The organism is Arthrobacter sp. N1 (assembly GCF_048288285.1).
In the GTDB taxonomy this organism is placed as follows: Bacteria; Actinomycetota; Actinomycetes; order Actinomycetales; family Micrococcaceae; genus Arthrobacter_D.
Map to the genome: position 1 here is coordinate 1,976,549 of NZ_CP102608.1, position 19,341 is coordinate 1,995,889.

The window sequence follows — 19,341 nt, forward strand, 5'->3', positions numbered from 1 at the left end:
GCGCATTGACACAGTCATGAAGACATTTGTGCTTGGAGGGGGCTGTTTCTGGTGCCTCGATGCCCTTTACCAGAAGACCCGCGGCGTGACCGACGTCGTCTCGGGCTACACCGGTGGCCACACGAAGCATCCCGACTACGACTCCGTCTGCTCCGGTATGACCGGCCATGCGGAGGTCGTCGCGGTGAGCTTCGACGAGACCGTCATCCCCGAGGACGTCATCCTCGACATGTTCTTCGTCTCCCATGACCCCACGACGCTCAACCGCCAGGGCTACGACGTCGGCACGCAGTACCGCAGCGTCATGTACTACCAGGACGCCGAGCAGAAGGCGGTCTACGAGGAGGCGATCGCGCGGAACCAGGAGAACTGGAAGAACCCGATCGTCACCGAGGTCAGCAGGCTGCCCGAGTTCCACGTGGCCGAGGACTGGCACCAGAACTACTACGCCAAGCACCCCGAGCAGGGATACTGCCAGGTGATCATCAATCCGAAGCTGTCCAAGGCTCGGAAGTATTACTCCCAGTGGCTCGCCGCGTAGGCGGCAGGGCCTCCAGCCGTTAGGCTGACCGCCGTCGTCACGGCGGATGGTCCGAAGGCCTCCGCCGTGACGACACCCCTCCTCCCGACTCCAGAACAGGCAGGCCCCGCATGGCAAAGATCTACGACGACGTCACCCAGTTGGTCGGACGCACTCCCCTCGTGCGCCTGAACCGCCTCACCGAGGGACTCGATGCGCAGGTCGCCGTCAAGCTGGAGTTCTACAACCCTGCGAACAGCGTGAAGGACCGCATCGGCGTCGCCATCATCGATGCCGCCGAGCAGGCCGGCGCACTGCGCCCGGGTGGCACCATCGTGGAAGGCACGTCGGGGAACACCGGGATCGCCCTCGCGATGGTCGGCGCCGCCCGGGGATACAAGGTGATCCTGACGATGCCCGAGACCATGTCCACCGAGCGCCGGGTCATGCTGCGCGCGTACGGCGCGGAGATCGTCCTGACGCCGGGCTCCGAAGGGATGCGCGGCGCCGTCGAGCGGGCCAAGGACATCGTCGCCTCGACCGAGAACGCCATCTGGGCCCAGCAGTTCGCCAACACGGCCAACCCCGCCATCCACCGTGCCACCACCGCCGAGGAGGTCTGGGAGGACACGGACGGCGCAGTCGACATCTTCGTTGCGGGCGTCGGCACCGGCGGGACCATCACCGGCGTCGGCCAGGTGCTGAAGCAACGCAAGCCCGGCGTGCAGATCGTCGCCGTCGAGCCCGCCGACTCGCCCATCCTCAACGGTGGAGCTCCCGGACCGCACAAGATCCAGGGCCTCGGCGCCAACTTCATCCCGGAGAACCTGGACCGCGACGCCTACGACGAGGTGCTGGACGCCACCGTCGAGGATTCCGTCCGCGTGGCACGCGCGCTCGGCACGCAGGAGGGCATCCTCGGGGGGATCTCGTCCGGCGCGATCGTGTGGGCAGCTCTCGAGCTCGCGAAGCGGCCCGAGAACGCCGGTAAGCTCATCGTGGCGATCGTCTGCGACTTCGGCGAGCGCTACATCTCCACGGTGCTCTTCGACGACATCCGCGGCTGAACCGGCCGCGGACCATCCCGGACAGCCGCTCCGATCCGCTGACATCACGACCCGTCGATGCAGCACCACCACCACCCATGCGAAGGTAGCCGGTGAGTTTTCTAGAACGATTGCGCGAGGATCTCGAGACGGCGCGCACTCATGATCCGGCCGCCCGTGGAGACGTGGAGAACACCGTCGTGTACTCGGGCCTCCACGCGATCTGGGTCCACCGCCTCACGCATCGCATGTGGCGTACCGAGGGCCTGCGCTTTCCCGCGCGGGTACTCTCGCAACTCACTCGGGTGCTGACCGGCGTCGAGATCCATCCGGCGGCGACGATCGGCCGGAGGTTCTTCATCGACCACGGCATGGGTATCGTCATCGGCGGCACGGCCGAGATCGGCGACGACGTCATGCTGTACCAGGGCGTGACCCTGGGCGGACGATCGCTCGAGAAGGTCAAGCGCCACCCCACGATCGGTGACCGCGTGACGATCGGGGCCGGCGCCAAGGTGCTCGGTCCCATCACGATCGGCGCGGGCAGCGCGGTGGGCGCGAACGCCGTCGTCGTCAAGGACACCCCGCCGGATTCGATCGTGACGGGGATCCCTGCGACGTTCCGCCACCGCGACTCGCGGCGCGAGACCCAGCCCGCGGTGGATCCGGCCGAGTACGTGGACCCCGCGATCTACATCTGAGCCTCGGACGCAGGGAGACCCCGGACCACGGTCCGGGGTCTCCCTGCGTTCAGCGTGCCGTCAGTGGGTGTCGACGGCCTCGATCTCGGACTTGTCCTCGCCCCACAGGGTATGGAAGGTGCCCTCGGTGTCCACGCGGTTGTAGGTGTGCGCTCCGAAGAGGTCCCGCAGTCCCTGGGTGAGCGCGGCCGGCAGGCGGGGGCGGCGCAGTCCGTCGTAGTACGCGAGCGATGCCGAGAAGACCGGCACGGGGATGCCGAGCTGGACGGCGGTCGAGACGACCCGCCGCCAGGCGGGGACCGCACCGGCGATGGCCTCGGTGAAGGCCGGTGCGAGCAGCAGGTTCGCCGGACGCTCGTCGGCCACGGCGTACGCCTTCATGATGTCGTCCAGCAGTTCCGCCCGGATGATGCAGCCCGCGCGCCACAGCGAGGCGATCTCGTCGAGCTTCAGGTCCCAGCCGTACTCCTTCGCGGCCGCCGTGAGCATGTCGATGCCCTGCGCGTAGCTGACGAGCTTCGAGGCGTAGAGGGCGAGCCGCACGTCCTCGACGAAACTCTCGGGGAGCTCCACCGTCGCTTCGTGGCCCTGCAGCATCTCCTGGGCGGGCACCCGCTGATCCTTCTGCGAGGACAGCGCCCGGGCGAACACCGACTCGGCGATACCCGACGTGGGGCTCCCGAGCTCGAGGGCTGACACGACCGTCCAGCGGCCGGTGCCCTTCTGACCCGCCGAGTCGACGACGACGTCCACGAAGGGATTGCCCGTGCGCCCGTCGATGTGGCCGAGGACCTCTGCGGTGATCTCGATCAGGAAGGAGGACAGGGTGCCGGAGTTCCAGTCCGTGAAGATCTTCGCCTGCTCGGCGGGCTCGATGCCCGCGCCGGAGCGCAGGAGGTCGAAGGCCTCGCCGATGACCTGCATGTCGGCGTACTCGATCCCGTTGTGCACCATCTTCACGAAGTGGCCGGCGCCGTCGGTGCCGATCCAGCGGCAGCAGGGCTCTCCGTTGTACTTGGCCGAGATCTTCTCGAGCATCGGGCCCAGGGAGTCGTAGGACTCGCGGGATCCGCCGGGCATGATCGACGGGCCGAGGAGGGCGCCCTCCTCGCCGCCCGAGACGCCGACGCCCACGAAGTGCAGGTCCTGCTGCGACAGGGCCGCCTCGCGGCGGCGCGTGTCCTCGTAGTGGGAGTTGCCGCCGTCGATCACGATGTCGCCGGGCTCCAGGAGCGGCGTGAGCTGGTCGATGACGGAGTCCACGGGCTTGCCCGCCTTGACCATGATGAGCACCCGGCGGGGCTTCTCGAGGGAATCGACGAGTTCCTGCAGTGTCTCGGTCCGGATGAACTCGCCGTCGCCGCCGTGCTTCTCCAGCAGGGTGTCGGTCTTCTCGATGGACCTGTTGTGCAGGGCCACGGTGTACCCGTTGCGGGCCAGGTTCCGGGCCAGGTTCGCTCCCATGACTGCCAGGCCTGTGACGCCGATCTGTGCGCTCAATGTGTTCTCCGTCGTTTGTCAGCTGCATGCATGTGCGCTGCAGGTGCCGGTGCTCGGCGCGTCTCCGCGCGGGCCGTCCGGTCGCTTTCACACTATTACCGTCGCGACACCTGCCGCTACACCGCCGGCCTGCGGGGACGGTTTGTTTCGTCGGGCGACGATTCCGGGACCGCCGGACATGTGTCCCGATCGACAGCTGCTCCGGCTGGGTCGCTGGCGCCATCCGTGAAAGAATGGTAGGGATGTCCGACGTTACCGTTACCCCCGTTGCCCCCGTTGCCCCCGCCCTCGCCCCCGCCCCCGCCCCCGCCACGGCGCGCCCTCAGGTGCGCCCAGAAGTCGAAGGTGCGCAGCCCATCGTGGCGAGCGACGGCCGGCCTCTGCTGCAGTTCAAGTCGCCGCGCGTCAGTCAGCCGCCGGTGCACCTGGCCGATCTCACGCTCGCTGAGCGGCAGGACCGCCTGAAGGAGCTGGGGCACCAGGGCTTCCGGGCGAAGCAGCTCTCCACCCACTACTTCTCGCACTACACCACGGATCCCGCCGCGATGAGCGATCTTCCGAAGGCCGGTCGCGAGGAGCTGGTGGCGGCGATGTTCCCGCCGCTGCTCACCGAGGTGAAGCGCCTGACGACGGACAACGGCGACACCATCAAGTTCCTCTGGCGCCTGTTCGACGGTGCCCTCGTCGAGTCGGTGCTCATGCGGTACCCGGGCCGCGTCACGCTCTGCGTGTCCTCGCAGGCGGGCTGTGGCATGAACTGCCCGTTCTGCGCCACGGGCCAGGCCGGCCTCACCCGCAACATGTCGACGGCGGAGATCGTGGATCAGGTCGTCGCGGCGAACCGGGCCCTCGCCGAGGGTGCGCTGGGTGATCTGCGGACCGACGGTGGGCACGACGCCGACCGCGTCACCAACATCGTGTTCATGGGGATGGGTGAGCCGCTCGCCAACTACAAGCGGGTCATGGCGGCCCTGCACCGCTTCGTCGACGACTCCCCCGAGGGCCTCGGTATGTCCGCGCGGAACATCACCGTGTCGACGGTGGGCCTCGTGCCTGCGATCGACAAGCTGGCCGCGGAGAACCTCCCCGTGACCTTCGCCCTGTCCCTGCACGCACCCGACGACGAACTGCGCGACGAACTGATCCCCGTCAACACCCGCTGGAAGGTCGACGAGGCCCTGGACGCCGCGTACAACTACTACCGGACCACGGGGCGCCGGGTGAGCATCGAGTACGCGCTCATCAAGGACATGAACGATCACGCCTGGCGGGCCGATCTCCTCGCCAAGAAGTTGAACCAGCGCGGACGCGGATGGGTACACGTCAATCCGATCCCCCTCAACCCCACGCCAGGTTCCATCTGGACCGCGTCGGAGAAGAGCGTCTCGACGGAGTTCATCAACCGGCTGCGCGCCGCGGGTATCCCCACCACGCTGCGGGACACCCGCGGCAAGGAGATCGACGGCGCCTGCGGGCAGCTCGCGGCGGGCGAATAGCGATCGTCTGAGTGGCGCGACCACTCGGCGTGCCGGTATAGTCGGTCCTCGTGATGCAGCCCGTCCGTCAGGATCCGATGGCGGCATCAGGTTCGATGGGTCTTTAGCTCAGCTGGTAGAGCGCCACGTTTACACCGTGGATGTCATCGGTTCGATCCCGGTAGGACCCACTGCCGAAAGCCCCGCCGTTTCAAGGCCCCCACCCTGAAACGGCGGGGTTTTCTACTGTCCGCAACGACTGAACGATTCCCCCGTATTTGCAACGAGTAGCAACATCCTGCAACAACTGACACGCCACACAGACGCCACGACTCACGCAGCCAGCAAAGCGTCGAGCCGGACCGCGACGTCGTCCAAGTCCTGGTCAAACAGGCCTGCATACACGTCCAACGTCATCGCCGCCGTCGCGTGCCCAAGCATCCGCTGCACACTCTTCACGGACGCGCCCGACTGCACCGCCCATGAAGCAGCCGTGTGCCGCAGGTCGTGCACCCACAGGCCCGCCGGAACCCGCGCACCGTCGGGCACGCCGTTGACCCGCGCGACCGCGTCGTCGAAGTGCCGGCGCTTGAAGTTGTTCGCCCGCACCTGCATCCCCCTCGACGTCGTGAACACCAGCTCGTCCCCGCCAGCTGTCCCCCTGCGCTCGGCCAGGACCGACGCGGCCATCGTCGTCAGCGGAATTGTGCGCGGCTTCCCGCTCTTCGGCGGGCCCACCACAGGCCTCCCCTGAACGAACACCACCGCGCGCGCCACAGTCAGCCGCCGGCGCCGCAGATCCACATCCTTCCACCGGAGCTCGCACGCCTCCCCCATGCGCATGCCGGTCGTTGCAAGCAGCCACACCAGGTCCGCGTAGCGGCCGTCGATCGCTTCCGCGAGTGCGCGGACCTGAGCGACGGTGAGGAACTGGTGCTCACGCTTCGCTCCGCGGGGCAGGTTCACGCCCCGGGCCGGGTTCACGGTGATGCGTTGCTGGTCCACGCACCAGGACAGGAAGTTGTTGAGCCGTCCATGGATGGTGTCCACGGTCCGTGCGGCCTTACCCATGCCAGCTACCCACCGCTGCACGTCGTCTTTCGTGATGTCAGCGAGGACCCTGTCACCCCAGTAGGGCAGGATCGTCGCACGTACGTCGGAGCGCATGGCCGCCGCGGTGGACGCTCGCAGATGCACCTGCGCGTCCATCCACGCATCGAGTAGGTCGCGCACGAAGACCCGGCCGCGGTCCGCGGACACGTAAGCGCCGGTCTTCTGCTGATGGGTCACCCACACGAGATGCTCCTCGGCAGCGGCCTTCGTCGGACAGGACTTCTTCCGCGGCTTCCCGTCCTCGAACCACACAGCCTGCCACCGCTGCCCCGTGCCGTACCTCGAGGTGCGAGTCCGGTCCCGGTTATGCCAGAGATCGACGACGCGCGCCACGACTCACCCTCCTCTTCCGGAGCCGGTTGACCATCATCGGAGCGTGCGCCAGTGGGGACTCGTTGTCGAGCAGGGCATTCAACCGTTGGTAGTAGTGGGTGGGTGACAAGGAGAGCAGGTCGCGGGTGTCGGCTTCCTTCCGCCCGGGATACCTATACGCGCGGGCCTCCATGTCGAGGATCATCCGATCAGTCGTCGAAAGCGTCGAAGGCACGGCGCTCCTCCCCCTTCAGGTAGTTGATGCGGTCGAACAGAACCTCCGGGGTGACCCAAAGCTCGTCGGCCATCTCGGTGTAGTTGTGCCCGGACCAGGCGCGCGCCTTCATCAGGTCCTCGAACGTGATGAGCTTATGGGCGGTGGTGATGCGCACGCCGAGCTCGATGGCCGGCGGCTGATGTCCGCGGTGGCCTCGCTTGATGTGCTCGAGCTCGTGTTGGAGGTGCACGCGGCGCTCGACCTGGTAGAGGTGCTTGTCCATCCAAATCAGGTCGACGCCGTTGGTCATCGCGCACCACGGGGCGGGCATGTCGACGTACGACACGCGGATGTGGGGTAAATGGCGAAGCTCTCGCCACGGGTGTGAGACCATGCCTGCCACCGTAGGATCCGGCGGTGACGTTATTGCTCAGAGGCAACTATCCCTGAGGGTCCTGCGACTCCTCGCCGAGGGCGTCAGCGTCTTCCTTCGCGGCACGGCCGCGGTTCGGGCCCTTACTCGCGGCGAGGCTGTACGCGTCCTTGGGCAGTGGTACGTCGTTGGTGAGTGGCTTCTGATCGACGAGCAATCGGATGAGCTCATCGACCGCCTTTCGCTCCCTGGGCGACAGCCTGGCCGCTTCGGCCGGCGGCGTGTACGGGTCGAGGTCGCCGGACACCCGTGCGCCGACGATCGCGTAAACCGTGGCTGGCGGAACCTGGAGGGCGGCGGCAAGCTGCTGAAGACTCTCGTCCTTCGCGGTTCCTTCGCCGTGCACGATCCTGGCGATTGCGGTGTGCGAGATGTTGGATGCTGCCGCCAGCTGGCGCAGGGAGCCTATTCCGCGACGGCTCATCAGTTCGACCCACTCCTGTGGGATGTCTCTTCTCATGGTTACAAGAGTTCCTTCATGCGCCAGCTTGCCGTCAACACCCCAGAGTAACCGCGCCGGTTACAAATCACACGCTTGTAAGTAGTGGTTCCCGCATATCGGCGCGGAGAACTGGGCTTGCGGCTGTAACCGATACCGATTACATTGGCACTTGCTACACGCACCACACACCAGTACGATTACAAGGACAGGAACACAGCATGGCGAAGATCATCCCCATCAGCAGAGCAAGGGAAGGAAGGTTCTACGTGGAGCTCATCAGCCAGATGGCGTTGGCACGCCACATGCAGCACCAGAACCTCAGCAACAGCGAGCTCGCGGCGCGCATCGGACGCTCGAAAGCAACGATCGGGCATCTCCGCTCCGGTGGTCGGACGACGACCAGCAGCGAGACGGCCAAGCGCATCGAGAAGGCCCTGGGCCTGCCGACCTGCACTCTTTTTTTGCCCAAGGTGGAACCTGCAACGAGCACCACACGCCACCTCCGGGCGGCATAGAAAAAGCCCCCACCTGAGCCAACAGGTGAGGGCCCCGACCACCACATCAGCAGCAATCCGTTTCCAACAAGGAGCATACCTCGTGTCTCAGACCAGCACCCCGTCAAACGTCGTCTCGATCGCTTCCCGCCAGGGCAAGCACACCGCCACGCTCACGGACACCACCGGCTACTTCGAGTACTGGGCCAAGCGCTACCCCGGCGGGCAGCGGCAGAAGGAGCAGGACCGCCTGCGCCGCGGCCTCGCCAAGCACCGCCCACACCGGATGGTCCTTAGCAGCCTTCCCCCTTCTCCGGCGCCGGCGCCCGCACCGCTCGCCCCCGTCGCATGAACCCCCGCACCACCGCACCCGGCATCTACCGCCGACCATCACCGAAGCGAGACCCGAAAGGAGGTTGGACCCTTGGCAATCAGACCGTCACCCGACCTGTCCGTGAAGGAACTCGCTGATCAGATCGGCGTCCACCCCGTCAGGGCGTCCGACCTCATCCGCCGCGGCTACTTCCCCGGAGCGTTCAAGACCGGCGCCGGCGGCCAGACGAGCCCCTGGCGGATCCCCGCCACCGCGGTCACCGAGTACAAGGCGCGGCAGCCACAAGCACCGGCCCGGGCCGCATGACCCTCCCCGACAGCATCGTCGTCCTCCTCCTCATCGGCGTGATCTTCACCCTGATGTTCGAGATCAAACGCTGGCTTGACCAGCGACCCGCAACCACCCCACCAGTACAGGAGTCAGATCATGACCACGCAGAACACCAATAGCCCCCTCACCGCCGTCGAGCAAGACATCCGCGACGCCGCCGAGGTCGCCACCCTTGAGCAGCACATCGAGAACCTGACGATGCGCCTCAAGGACGCGAAGGCCCGCATCGCTGAACGTCACCCCGAGAAGGGCGACTACGTGGCTGGCGACTTCAAGATCCGGGTCACCGTCACCAACACCCTGGACGCGAAGAAGATCGCCGAGGCGTTCCCGCCCGAGACGTTCGGCGACACCATCTACAAGCGGGCCGTCGACACCGAGCGGTTCAAGGCGCACATGCTCGTCGCCGGCCGGGACCTCGCCGAGTTCCAGAAGCAGTCCGCGCCGTCCGTCAAGGTCCTCTGAGCTCGTCATGACGATCACGTTCGAGCCGCCGGCGGACTTCGACTACAGCATCGAGTCGCCCCGCTACGGGGCCTACCAGGGCATCAACCCGAGGGCCGGCCTGCAGGAAGCACGCGCGCTCATCGAGCACGCCATCCTGCACCAGCCCCGCAGCCTGCAGAAACGCATCGGGCCCAGCGAAATCGGGACCCCCTGCGACCACTGCCTCGCCGCGAAGCTCGCAGGCTGGCCGTCAACGGAGAAGGACGTGCCATGGCTGCCATTTATCGGCACCGCCGTGCACTCGGCGCTCGAGGACATGTTCATCAACCACGAGATCCACCGCAACGCCATCAACACGACCGGCCTGCGATACCTCGGCGAACACCGGACCATGGTCGGCCAGATCGACGGCGAGGACATCTGGGGGTCCGTGGACCTCACCGACCTCGCCACCGGCATGACCGTCGACTGGAAGATCGTCGGCAAGACCACCCTCGACGCCGCCCGCAGGGGGCCGTCCGAGGTGTACCGGGCACAAGCCCACCTCTACGCCAAGGGCCTGTGTGACGAAGGCTTCGACATCCGCCACGTCAGCATCGCCTACCTCCCCCGCAACGCCATGAGCCTCGCTCAGGCGGTGTGGTGGACCGAACCGCACAACCGCGCCGTCGCCGAAAACGCCCTGGCGCGCGCCAACCGGTTCGCCCTCAACATCCGGGCCCTCCGCACCATCGGCCAGGAAGCAGTGGACGGGTGGATCACCAACCTCCCCCGCTACGCCAACTGCCGGGACTGCGAGCGATTCCCGGACTACAAACCCCAGGCCCGAGACGACGAGTTCTCGGACCTGGCCCGCAAATAGCACAAGCACCCACACGAAAGCAGGCACCACCATGAACCTCGACCACATCGACGAAGCACTCTCCGGCGGCGGCGCGAAGTCCGCGTTCACCAAGGAATCGCCCCTCGGCAGCCGGGTCGCCGGCATCATCCTCAGCGCCGACGTCCAGCAGATCAAGGACTTCGTCTCCGGAAAGCCCAAGTTCTGGGATGACGGACGACCGCAGGAGCAGATCGTCGTCAGCATCCAGACGGACATCCGCGAGAACGAGGACGACAAGGGCATCCGTGGGATCTACATCAAGACGTGGGGCGTCTGGAAGGAAGCTCTCATGGAAGCCGTCCGCGGCGCTGGCTGCGCGAAGGTGTCTCAGGCACTCGCCCCGGGCGGGACCTTCGGTGCGGAGTTCACCGGCACCAAGCCCTCCTCGCAGGGCTCGGACACCAAGCTCTACCGGTACTCCATCCAGCCCGCCCAGGCGTCCGCCTTGGACGCCATGGGCGCGGACACCAGCACTGGGGAGCTTCCGCCCCAGCAGGCGCCCCAGCCGGTCGCACAGCAGGCCGTACCGCAGCCCGCCGTGCAGGCCGCTCCCCCGGTGCAGCAGGTCCCCGCACCCGCAGCAGCCCCTGACCCGATCGCCACAGCACGCCAGCTGATCGCCCTCGGCATCGACGACCAGACCATCGCGGCCAACACCGGCCTCGACCCCGTCGTCATCGCGGCTCTCAAGAGCCAGGCAGCCTAACCAGCCGCCACCCCAGACTGTTGCGCCGGGCCTCGGCGGAGGGGAAGCCCCTTGGCCCGGCGCAACACCCACCCCTCCGGAAGGAATCCCCATGAACCCCCTCGCGCGGGCCCGCCTCATCGCCCTCGTCCTCATCTGGCGGGTGATCAGCCGCCGTGGCTGACCTCCTCCGACGCCGGGCCCGCGCATGGGCGCGCCTCCTCATCGGCGACATCCCCACCCTCCCGGGCTACTACTCCCACCTCGACAACCTCGACGGCCTCGAAGCCCTCCACCCGGCAGAGCGATGAGCCTCCACGGTTCCGTCTACGCATGTTTCTCCTCGAAGCCAGGGAGGCAAGCAGGTCAAATCTGGTCGATGAAGTGGAGGAAAGATGCTCAACGAGCATGAGGGCAACGCAGAGCACTACCTCGGCAACGCCCACGGCAATGAAGGGGTGAACGCTGTCAAAGCCGTAGCCCATGCGCTGCTGGGCCTGGCCTACGAAACGCGGCAGGCGACGCAAGTCCAATTCCTGAGGAGCGCCACCCTCACCGACGAGCAGCGCCAGCGTTGCGAGCAGCACCTCAAGAGAACGCTCGACCTCTAGTCGAGTCGCCCTGACCAGCAGGCACCCGGACGCAAGCCCCGGGCAGGGCACAAAGCACCTCGCACACCACCAGCACCACCAGGAGGGCGCAAGCCGTATGACCACCACACTCGAAACAGCCCTCAACCTCCACGCCCAAGGCATCAGCGTCGTCCCCGTCAACACCGACGGCACCAAACGCCCCCTCGGCCAGTGGAAGCACTACCAAACCAGCCGCGCCACCACCGAAGAGATCCACCGCTGGTTCACCACCGGCGACCTCGGCGTCGGCATCGTCACCGGCACCATCAGCGGCCACCTCGAAATGCTCGAAGTCGAAGGCCGCGCCGCCCACCGCGTCATCGAACTCAAAGACCTCGCCCACGCCTCCGGCCTCGCCAACCTCTGGGACCGCGTCACCGCCGGCTGGTTCGAACTCTCCCCCTCCGGCGGCTACCACTGGCTCTACCGCCTCGCCTGGACCCCCGACCACGGGAAGTTCCCCGGCAACACCAAACTCGCCCAAGCAGCCACCCGTGAGACCACAGCCGAAACCCGCGGCGAAGCCGGCTTCGTCGTCCTCGCACCCTCCGCAGGCACAGTCCACCCCACCGGGAAGCCCTGGACCCTCCTCGCCGGCGGACCCGCCACCGTCCCCACCATCACCCCCGCCGAACGCGAGCAGCTGCACCTCATCTTCGGCACCCTCAACGAGTACGAACCCCATCAGGTCGAGCAGCCATCCATCCTCGACCAGGCCCTCACCGGTGCCGCCCCCTTGAGCAGCGACGGCATCAAGCCCGGCGACGACTACGAAGCCAAGACCGACTGGGCGGACATCCTCACCCCCGCCGGCTGGACCCTCGTGTACGGGGCAGGCCGCACCCGCTACTGGCGCCGCCCAGGCAAAACCGACCCCGGCTTCTCCGCGACCACCGGCCGCGCCGAGGACCGCGACCGCCTCTACGTGTTCACGACCAGCACCGAATTCCAGCACGAGATCCCCTACACGAAGTTCGGGGCCTACGCCCTCCTCCATCACGGCGGGGACCACACCGCAGCCGCGCGCGCCCTCAAGGACTCCGGGTTCGGGGAACGTCCCCAGCACCTCCGGCCTGCCGACGACGTCGTCATGGACCTCGAGCAGCTCGGCAACCCAACCCGCCCCGCCCCGGCCGCGCCCACCCCAGCTCCGGCAGTCGCATCCGTAACCGACGGCACCCTCGCCCTGGGCACCGTGCACCACTTGCCCCGCGCCTACTCCGAAACCGACGACGGCAACGCCCTCCGCCTCGTCGACGCCCACCACCGAAACATCCGATACGTCCCCCAACGCGGCCAATGGCTCACCTGGGACGGCCATCGATGGCGATGGGACGAGGCCCAAGCGGTCCGCGAACTCGCCCGCCAGATCGCCCGCAATCTCCCCGCCGACGACAAGCACGAACAGAAGCACCAACAGGTTTCCCTCTCCCGCCGCGGCATCGATTCCATGGTGTCCCTCGCCCAGTCCGACCAGCGCACTGTCGCCCACCTGGCAGCCCTAGACGCCCGCCCCTACGAACTCAACACCCCCGGCGGCGTCGTGAATCTCCGCACCGGCGAAATCGCACCGCCCAACCCCGAGGCCCTCCACACCCGATCCACCGCCGTCGCACCAGACCCCACCATGCCCACACCCCTCTTCCACCAATTCCTCGCCGACACCTTCGCCGGAGACCCCGACCTCACCACCTACGTCCAGAAACTCCTCGGCATCAGCCTCGTCGGCACCGTCCTCGAGCAAATCTTCCCCTTCGCTCACGGCTCCGGAGCCAACGGCAAGACCACCCTCCTTGGACTCCTCCAACGCATCATCGGCATCGGCGACGACGGATACTCCATCAGCGCCCCCGCCGAGATGCTGCTCGCCACCCACCATCCCGGCCACCCCACCGAACTCGCCCGACTGGCCGGCGCGCGCGTCGTCGTCACCAGCGAACTCGAAGACGGCAAGAACTTCGCTGAAGCCAAGATCAAGCAACTCACCGGTAGCGACGTCATCAGCGGCCGCTTCATGCGCCAGGACTGGTTCAGCTTCGTCCCCACCCACACACTTTGGCTCCTCGCCAACCACCAGCCCGGTGTGAAGGCCGGCGGGCCCGCGTTCTGGCGCCGCATCCGACTCCTGCCCTTCATCCACACCGTGCCGCCAGAGAAGCGCATCGCCGACCTCGAGAACAGGATGGCGGCCGAAGAGGGACCAGGCATCCTGGCGTGGTTCATCCAGGGTGCCGCCAGCTACTTCGAGCAAGGCCTCACCGAACCTGAGTCCGTGAAAGCTGCCACCGCCGACTACGCAAACGAGCAGGACAGCGTCGGCCGGTTCGTCGAAGAATGCTGCGAGCTCGGCCCATCCAACGACCAGCTCATGCACATCCGCGTCAGCGAGCTCCGCCACGAGTACGAGACCTGGTGCCGCCGCGAATCCGAGGAGCCCGTCTCCCCCAAGGCCTTCACGAGCGCACTGACATCACGCTTCCGGGTGTCCGCGCAGCGCTCCAACACCGCCCGCTTCTACTCCGGCATCCGCTTCCTCAACCTGTCACCAGACCCCGACGATCCGTCACCCGCCGAGCAACTCGACCTCATCGACGGCCGCCGGTACCCCTCATGAGCATCCAAACCAGCCCCGAATCTGTCACCACACCCAAATCTGTCACTGGAACTGTCACGCCTCTGACCTGCAAAAACATCCGAATCGTGACACTTGTGACAGTTGTGACAGTTTTCTCCCATATCCAGCCCATACACGCGCATGCATACGCACACATGTTCCGCCGAGGAACTAGGAAAGACGCGTCACAACTGTCACTACCGTCACGCAGCAGGCGGACCCCATGACTGCCCAGGCCGCGCTCTTCCACACCACCGACGAGCTACCAGCCTGGGCCCGCGTTCTCCCCGCCTGGCTCGCCCACAACCTCGACAACCACCAACCACCACCCCGCTCAGGCCTCGCCAAACTCCACCCCTGCGACCGCTGCAAACACCCCATCCTCACCGGCCACGACCAAGTCACCACCTGGCACGCCGACACCACCCGCCTCGACCCCAACCAAGAAGTCGCAGCCGCCATCCTCGCCCGCCCCACCATCCACCTCAACCGCACCCACCAAGGACTCCAAGGCCACCGACGCTTCGAATGGGACATCACCGCCCAACCAGCCCGCACACACCTCGTCGTCCCCGCACACCACTGCCACCGCCCCTCGGCACCCCCCTCCCCTGGGCAAGCCTCTACACCCCACCACAGGAGACAACCGATGACTGCCCCTTCTAACCCCAAAGTCCTCCACATAGCCGGACCCATGACCGGCATCGAGGAGAGCAACTACCCCGCATTCAACGCCGCCGAAGTAGAGCTCCGCGCCGCCGGCTACGACGTCCTAAACCCCGTCCGAAGCGACGTCGAGGAGACCGCTGTCTACGACTACGTCGACGAGACCACGACCTGGGACGCCTACATGCGCAACGGCATCAACCAGCTCATCCGCGCCACCGGCATCGTCCTCCTCCCCGGCTGGCTCCACAGCCGCGGCGCCACCCTCGAGGTCCACATCGGGCAGCAACTCGGCCTCGACATCCGCGACCTCACCGAGTGGCTCCACGCCGTCGAGGAGAGTGCAGCATGACCACCACCGACCTGTACCGGTACAACAAGCAATGGCGCTACGACCGGTCACACGGACTCACCCGACGCGTTCCCTCTGAACCAGCAGCCGCTCATGTCGATCAGCTCAGCACCGCCGGCCTCTCACTCCGAGGCATCGCCGAACTCGCAGGACTCACCCCCGGCGTCATCAGCAACATCCGCGCCCGCAAGCAAGCCCTCATCCAACGCACCACAGAGACGGCGATACTCGCCGTCCAGCCCTCAAACATCTACGACCGCACCCTCAAAGAAGGCTTCGTCCCCAACATCGGCGGCCGCCGCCGCATCCAAGCCCTCCTCGCCATCGGATGGCGCCACCAGGACATCAGCGTCTGGATTGGCTCCCCCAGCTCCAATGCCCTCCACCAAGTAGGCGACTGGATCTCGAAGGCCAAACACGACGCCATCGTCACCGCCTACAACGAGCACTGGAACCAGCGGGGCCCATCCGACAAGACCGTTCGCTGGGCCAAGAAGCTCGGCTACGCTCCCCCACTCGCATGGGACGACGACAAAATCGACGACCCCACAGCTATGCCGCAAGGCCTCGACCTTCTGACTAGGACGACGTCACCCACCGAACAGCGCCTCGAAGACCTCGAACACCTCCTCGACACCGGGGCCGGCTACGACGAGCTTCTGTCCCGCCTCGACGTCACCCGAAACACCCTCGACCAGACCATTCATAGGGCCGGCCGGTATCGACCTCGCAGCCCGCCTCGCAACCCGCACCGACACCCGAAGGAGCCAAGCAGCATGACCACCAACCAGCCGATCGTCGGCCTCGACCTCAGCCTCGCCAGCACAGGCATCGCCATAGACCACACCCACGGCCAGATCATCACCAGCAGGGTCCGCTCAACCGGCAAAGCAGGAGCCACCTGGGACCAACGCGCCCAACGACTCCGCAAACTCGCCCAAGACATCGCAGCCCACGCCCCCAACGGGGCACTCGTCATCGTAGAAGGACCCTCATACGCCAGCAGCGGAGCCGGCACCCACGACCGCGCCGGCCTCTGGTGGATGGTCTACCAGCAGCTCCACGCCAAAGCCTGCACGATCATCCCCGTCAGCCCAGCCCAACGCATGAAGTACGCCACCGGCAAAGGCGGCGGGAAGGACGCCGGAAAGGACGCCGTCCTCGCCGCCGCCATCCGCACCTACCCCCACCTCGACATCACCGGCAACGACATCGCCGACGCCGTCATCTTCCTAGCCATCGGACGCCGCCTCACCGGCCAACCCATGGAAGCCTCGCTCCCGAAAGCCCGCCTCGACGCCCTGGCCAAGATCGAACTCCCCGCAATGAGACTCGAAGCATGACTCTAATGACCGTCACTTCGTTTCAAATAAGCCTGGTAGTCAAGAACTGGTCGAAGCTCCTCACTCAAATTTTGAAACCCCCGGAAGTTGTACCACTGACTGCAGAGGGCCTCGATTTGTCGGAATGCCCAATCTCGTTCTTCTTCCTCTTCACGAGTGGGACTGACGATGCACCTCTCGGCGAGCTCAAAGAGATGCTTCGGCCACCTTCGCACTACAAGATCGACTTTGATGTCCTGCAACTCGAGCGTCAGTTTCAGAAAGGCGATGTCCAATTCCCGCCGACGCACGTGCAGCGCGTTCAGAGATCGAACCTGACTCATTTCAGCGCATATAGCAGCGATCTCCGCCACAGCCTGGAACTCGCGACCTCTCCTCGCTTCTGCTTTTTGCGCGGTGATACTCAAGAGTGCTGCATCTTTCTGAGCTTTCAGCGCTTCTTTGTGACGTCGCTCCGACGCCCCGAGCTCGGAACGAAATCGCTGCCCTTGTTCCTCCGCTGCTGCTTGATCACGTTCGCGTTGCTTCTCGACTGCTTCTCCAGCCAAGCGCACTTGCGCCTCATTGGATCGTCGAAGCACGAAAACTGCGACCACCGCTGCACTTACGGCCGAGATCAAAGCTCCCGGCACCGTTCCAAGGGCTCCGCTCCAAACGGCTTCCCAGCCGCTAGTTCCCATTGCCGTCGTTCCCTCAGGGAAGCAGCAACCCTTGAGTATGCGGCGAAGAACGGCCTGCAACAAAGTCCATTCCGGATCATTCAACGCTCACTCACTTCCCGAGCCATTCAGCTACTTACTCGTCTACATTCCTAGGAGCACTTTCTCATGGACAGCACATTAGATCTTGGTCCGGTCCAAGGTGAGGTATCGCGCGGGCGGTCGGCGGCGCAGCGTACGTGTCAGTGCAGCCGGCCTTTGGGTGCGACGCGGTCGGTGTTGTGCGCAGTGTGCGTCGGTGCGCTGCGGGCGAGGTTGGGGCAGGTGCCTGGCGTGGGCGCTGATCTGCAGGTGATGGTGATGCGGCAGGACCGGCTCACCAGTGGCGGCCCTGGGCGTGCGTCGACGGCGCCACCGCTGCCGGTGAACTTCCATGCCGCCGGCGGGTTACAGAGGCTCTTCGACGCGACCAGGGCATTCACCGAAGCACCGCCGGCGGCAGAGCATAGCTTGTATATGCTGGCCCGTCTCGCTGTCTTGAACCTGCCGAACTTGCTGCGCTTCGACGAGCTCGTCCTTCTCGCCAACGAGCTGGCCGAGGCCGTGACGGTGGCGAGGCGGATGATGGACCACAACGCGCCCCGCGTGTACACGGGTCCATGTGGGGCGATCGTTGAGGACGTGGAGTGCTTCGAGGAGCTGTGGGCGGCTGAGCACGACGTGCAGATCCACTGCCGGGTGTGCGGGACTACGTGGGACATCGCAGCCCGCCGGAGGTCCGCGCTCGAAGCAATTGCCGGCCAGGTCGAGACCGCCGAGCAGATCAGCCGGGCGCTCACCTCGTTCCAGGTGCAGGTCACCCGCGATGACATTCGGTACTGGTGGAAGAAGGGCCTGATCACGCGGTGCGTGGACGAGCACGGCAGGGCGACGTACAGGGTCGGCCAGGTTGTGGATGCGTGGCACACGATGCAGGAGCGTGGGCGCGGCCGTAAGAAGCCTGCCGGCGCGCCCTAACTGGTGTGTGGTGCGCGTGACAACTACCGGTATTCCGCGTACCATTCGATAAGAATCGACTGATTCAGCTCCGGAGCCCCGCAGACCATCTTCCACTGGTGCGGGGCTCCACCCACTTGAGCCTGGTGTGCGTGCGTCAACGGTGAACCCGCGAAGCGTCACGATCATAGATAGCCGAAGGTAGGGCCGGCCCTTTTTCCATCGCGGTGCCTCCCTCAGGGCTGCCATGGTCCTTCCTGCGCACGCACACCACCACCACTGCCTCCCCAGCTAGCTCACCTTCCGGTCTCCGCGTTGAAGGCTCCAACAGGGCAAGGGAAGGCGCCATAACTGCGCTTCACTGAGTCGCGGAAACGCAGGAAAACGCCTGATTCGGGTTGAGGTGCGCCAGCACTGATGACGTAAGCGCCTTGCACCGTCAGATTCGCGACGGTGAACTCACCGTTGACGAATTCGAGTCCTCCCTGCGAAGACGCCTTGCCAATTTTGAACAGGTAGCCATTCGCCCAAATTAGGGCAGTCTCGACTACTATCTCGCCAGGTGGCTTCAAGCTCATGCGGAGCATGACCTGCCTTGACGCCGATCGGACGATCAGAGTTTGCCCGGAGAACTCCACGTCCCAAGCTTGGGCAGCATGTCGCAGCTCTCCTCCCCGGACAATCAGGAACGGGACGTTATTCCGATCACGGAGGGTGATGTCCAACTCCAGGTGGCCTTCGGTGCGACGAACGCCAAAAACATTCTTGCCATCTACGACGAGCGCAAGCCTCGTTGCGTCTTCTTGATCTTGATTTGTGCAGGCCATGTTCCCGAAGACAACCGAGAAATTTTCGGCATCGAAGTACAGCGGATGTCCCGCGCCCAGACGGTGCGGTTGGTTGAAAGGCCGGCGGGTAGCAGCCTCCACGATCTCGATCGGCAGACGCTTTGCTGTTTTTTCTCGGTGATGCGCGGGGCATAGAAGCGTCATCGCATCTGGGTCGTTGCCCGTCTGCTCATAGCCGTAGATGTGCTCGTAGTCGAAGATCGGAGATCCGCACATTACGCAGCCAAAATAACAGTTTTGCCGAACCAGCCTCTTGATGCCGTTCGGTATTTGTTCGCGATCCATCCAATGATGCTATG

At 65.7% G+C, this 19,341-nt stretch carries 23 protein-coding genes and 1 tRNA gene; 17 read left to right on the forward strand and 7 right to left on the reverse strand.

Translation table 11 applies throughout. The features are described from left to right. Positions 1-16: 16 nt before the first annotated feature. From msrA to epsC, 3 genes are all read left to right on the forward strand, one after another. Positions 17-541, forward strand: a complete 525-nt coding sequence (gene msrA / locus NVV32_RS08995) for a peptide-methionine (S)-S-oxide reductase MsrA (RefSeq protein WP_422389904.1) — start codon at positions 17-19, stop codon at positions 539-541. A gap of 110 nt (positions 542-651) precedes the next feature. Next, positions 652-1,587 (forward strand): cysteine synthase A, encoded by a 936-nt coding sequence (gene cysK, locus NVV32_RS09000; protein WP_422389905.1) that lies wholly within the window; start codon positions 652-654, stop codon positions 1,585-1,587. A 92-nt stretch (positions 1,588-1,679) separates the two neighbouring features. Beyond that, positions 1,680-2,267 (forward strand): serine O-acetyltransferase EpsC, encoded by a 588-nt coding sequence (epsC, locus tag NVV32_RS09005; RefSeq protein ID WP_422389906.1) that lies wholly within the window; start codon positions 1,680-1,682, stop codon positions 2,265-2,267. A gap of 60 nt (positions 2,268-2,327) precedes the next feature. On the opposite strand, the gene gndA is transcribed toward epsC, so the two are convergent. Further along, positions 2,328-3,767, reverse strand: a complete 1,440-nt coding sequence (gene gndA, locus NVV32_RS09010; protein WP_422389907.1) for an NADP-dependent phosphogluconate dehydrogenase — start codon at positions 3,765-3,767, stop codon at positions 2,328-2,330. Between the two features lie 242 nt (positions 3,768-4,009). Here gndA and rlmN point away from each other — a divergent pair, with 242 nt between their 5' ends. Together rlmN and NVV32_RS09020 are read left to right on the forward strand one after the other, a co-directional pair. After that, positions 4,010-5,263, forward strand: a complete 1,254-nt coding sequence (rlmN, locus tag NVV32_RS09015) for a 23S rRNA (adenine(2503)-C(2))-methyltransferase RlmN (RefSeq protein WP_422389908.1) — start codon at positions 4,010-4,012, stop codon at positions 5,261-5,263. 97 nt (positions 5,264-5,360) lie between these two features. Beyond that, a tRNA-Val gene (locus tag NVV32_RS09020) sits at positions 5,361-5,433 on the forward strand. A 142-nt stretch (positions 5,434-5,575) separates the two neighbouring features. On the opposite strand, the gene NVV32_RS09025 is transcribed toward NVV32_RS09020, so the two are convergent. Genes NVV32_RS09025 through NVV32_RS09040 form a run of 4 tightly spaced genes read right to left on the reverse strand, consistent with a single transcriptional unit; the run spans position 5,576 to position 7,777 of the window. After that, positions 5,576-6,688 (reverse strand): tyrosine-type recombinase/integrase, encoded by a 1,113-nt coding sequence (locus NVV32_RS09025; RefSeq protein WP_422389909.1) that lies wholly within the window; start codon positions 6,686-6,688, stop codon positions 5,576-5,578. Then, positions 6,660-6,872, reverse strand: a complete 213-nt coding sequence (locus tag NVV32_RS09030) for a DUF3263 domain-containing protein (protein WP_422389910.1) — start codon at positions 6,870-6,872, stop codon at positions 6,660-6,662. Before NVV32_RS09030 ends, NVV32_RS09025 begins: the two co-directional genes overlap by 29 nt. Positions 6,873-6,876: 4 nt before the next feature. Continuing rightward, positions 6,877-7,278, reverse strand: a complete 402-nt coding sequence (locus tag NVV32_RS09035; protein WP_422389911.1) for an ImmA/IrrE family metallo-endopeptidase — start codon at positions 7,276-7,278, stop codon at positions 6,877-6,879. A gap of 46 nt (positions 7,279-7,324) precedes the next feature. Next, on the reverse strand, positions 7,325-7,777 hold the full coding sequence (locus NVV32_RS09040) for a helix-turn-helix domain-containing protein (protein ID WP_422389912.1): 453 nt from the start codon (positions 7,775-7,777) through the stop codon (positions 7,325-7,327). A gap of 200 nt (positions 7,778-7,977) precedes the next feature. Between NVV32_RS09040 and NVV32_RS09045 the strand changes: the two genes are divergently transcribed. From NVV32_RS09045 to NVV32_RS09095, 11 genes are all read left to right on the forward strand, one after another. Then, entirely contained in the window at positions 7,978-8,274 is a 297-nt protein-coding gene (locus tag NVV32_RS09045) for a helix-turn-helix domain-containing protein (RefSeq protein ID WP_422389913.1), read from the forward strand. 82 nt (positions 8,275-8,356) lie between these two features. After that, positions 8,357-8,605, forward strand: a complete 249-nt coding sequence (locus NVV32_RS09050) for a hypothetical protein (protein WP_422389914.1) — start codon at positions 8,357-8,359, stop codon at positions 8,603-8,605. Positions 8,606-8,677: 72 nt separating this feature from the next. After that, positions 8,678-8,893 carry a helix-turn-helix domain-containing protein gene (locus NVV32_RS09055; RefSeq protein WP_422389915.1) on the forward strand — a complete coding sequence of 72 codons (216 nt, stop codon included), beginning with the start codon at positions 8,678-8,680 and terminating at the stop codon, positions 8,891-8,893. Positions 8,894-9,013: 120 nt separating this feature from the next. Continuing rightward, entirely contained in the window at positions 9,014-9,382 is a 369-nt protein-coding gene (locus NVV32_RS09060) for a hypothetical protein (RefSeq protein ID WP_422389916.1), read from the forward strand. 7 nt (positions 9,383-9,389) lie between these two features. Continuing rightward, positions 9,390-10,226, forward strand: a complete 837-nt coding sequence (locus NVV32_RS09065; protein ID WP_422389917.1) for a hypothetical protein — start codon at positions 9,390-9,392, stop codon at positions 10,224-10,226. Positions 10,227-10,257: 31 nt separating this feature from the next. Continuing rightward, positions 10,258-10,953 (forward strand): hypothetical protein, encoded by a 696-nt coding sequence (locus NVV32_RS09070; RefSeq protein ID WP_422389918.1) that lies wholly within the window; start codon positions 10,258-10,260, stop codon positions 10,951-10,953. Between the two features lie 155 nt (positions 10,954-11,108). Next, entirely contained in the window at positions 11,109-11,243 is a 135-nt protein-coding gene (locus NVV32_RS09075) for a hypothetical protein (protein ID WP_422389919.1), read from the forward strand. 84 nt (positions 11,244-11,327) lie between these two features. After that, positions 11,328-11,543, forward strand: a complete 216-nt coding sequence (locus tag NVV32_RS09080; protein ID WP_422389920.1) for a hypothetical protein — start codon at positions 11,328-11,330, stop codon at positions 11,541-11,543. A 97-nt stretch (positions 11,544-11,640) separates the two neighbouring features. Then, positions 11,641-14,178, forward strand: coding sequence for a phage/plasmid primase, P4 family (locus NVV32_RS09085; protein WP_422389921.1), 2,538 nt, complete (start codon positions 11,641-11,643; stop codon positions 14,176-14,178). 223 nt (positions 14,179-14,401) lie between these two features. Then, positions 14,402-15,196: a DUF4406 domain-containing protein gene (locus NVV32_RS09090; RefSeq protein WP_422389922.1), complete on the forward strand. Its 795-nt coding sequence runs from the start codon at positions 14,402-14,404 to the stop codon at positions 15,194-15,196. Then, on the forward strand, positions 15,193-16,539 hold the full coding sequence (locus NVV32_RS09095; RefSeq protein WP_422389923.1) for a hypothetical protein: 1,347 nt from the start codon (positions 15,193-15,195) through the stop codon (positions 16,537-16,539). The genes NVV32_RS09090 and NVV32_RS09095 overlap by 4 nt, the downstream gene beginning before the upstream one ends. Before the next feature lie 2 nt (positions 16,540-16,541). Here NVV32_RS09095 and NVV32_RS09100 read toward each other — a convergent pair whose 3' ends face one another. Beyond that, positions 16,542-17,303: a hypothetical protein gene (locus tag NVV32_RS09100; protein ID WP_422389924.1), complete on the reverse strand. Its 762-nt coding sequence runs from the start codon at positions 17,301-17,303 to the stop codon at positions 16,542-16,544. A gap of 228 nt (positions 17,304-17,531) precedes the next feature. Here NVV32_RS09100 and NVV32_RS09105 point away from each other — a divergent pair, with 228 nt between their 5' ends. Then, positions 17,532-18,215 (forward strand): hypothetical protein, encoded by a 684-nt coding sequence (locus NVV32_RS09105; protein ID WP_422389925.1) that lies wholly within the window; start codon positions 17,532-17,534, stop codon positions 18,213-18,215. A 275-nt stretch (positions 18,216-18,490) separates the two neighbouring features. Here the strand turns inward: NVV32_RS09105 and NVV32_RS09110 are convergent, their stop codons facing one another. Next, positions 18,491-19,327: an HNH endonuclease signature motif containing protein gene (locus tag NVV32_RS09110; protein WP_422389926.1), complete on the reverse strand. Its 837-nt coding sequence runs from the start codon at positions 19,325-19,327 to the stop codon at positions 18,491-18,493. Positions 19,328-19,341 lie beyond the last annotated feature (14 nt).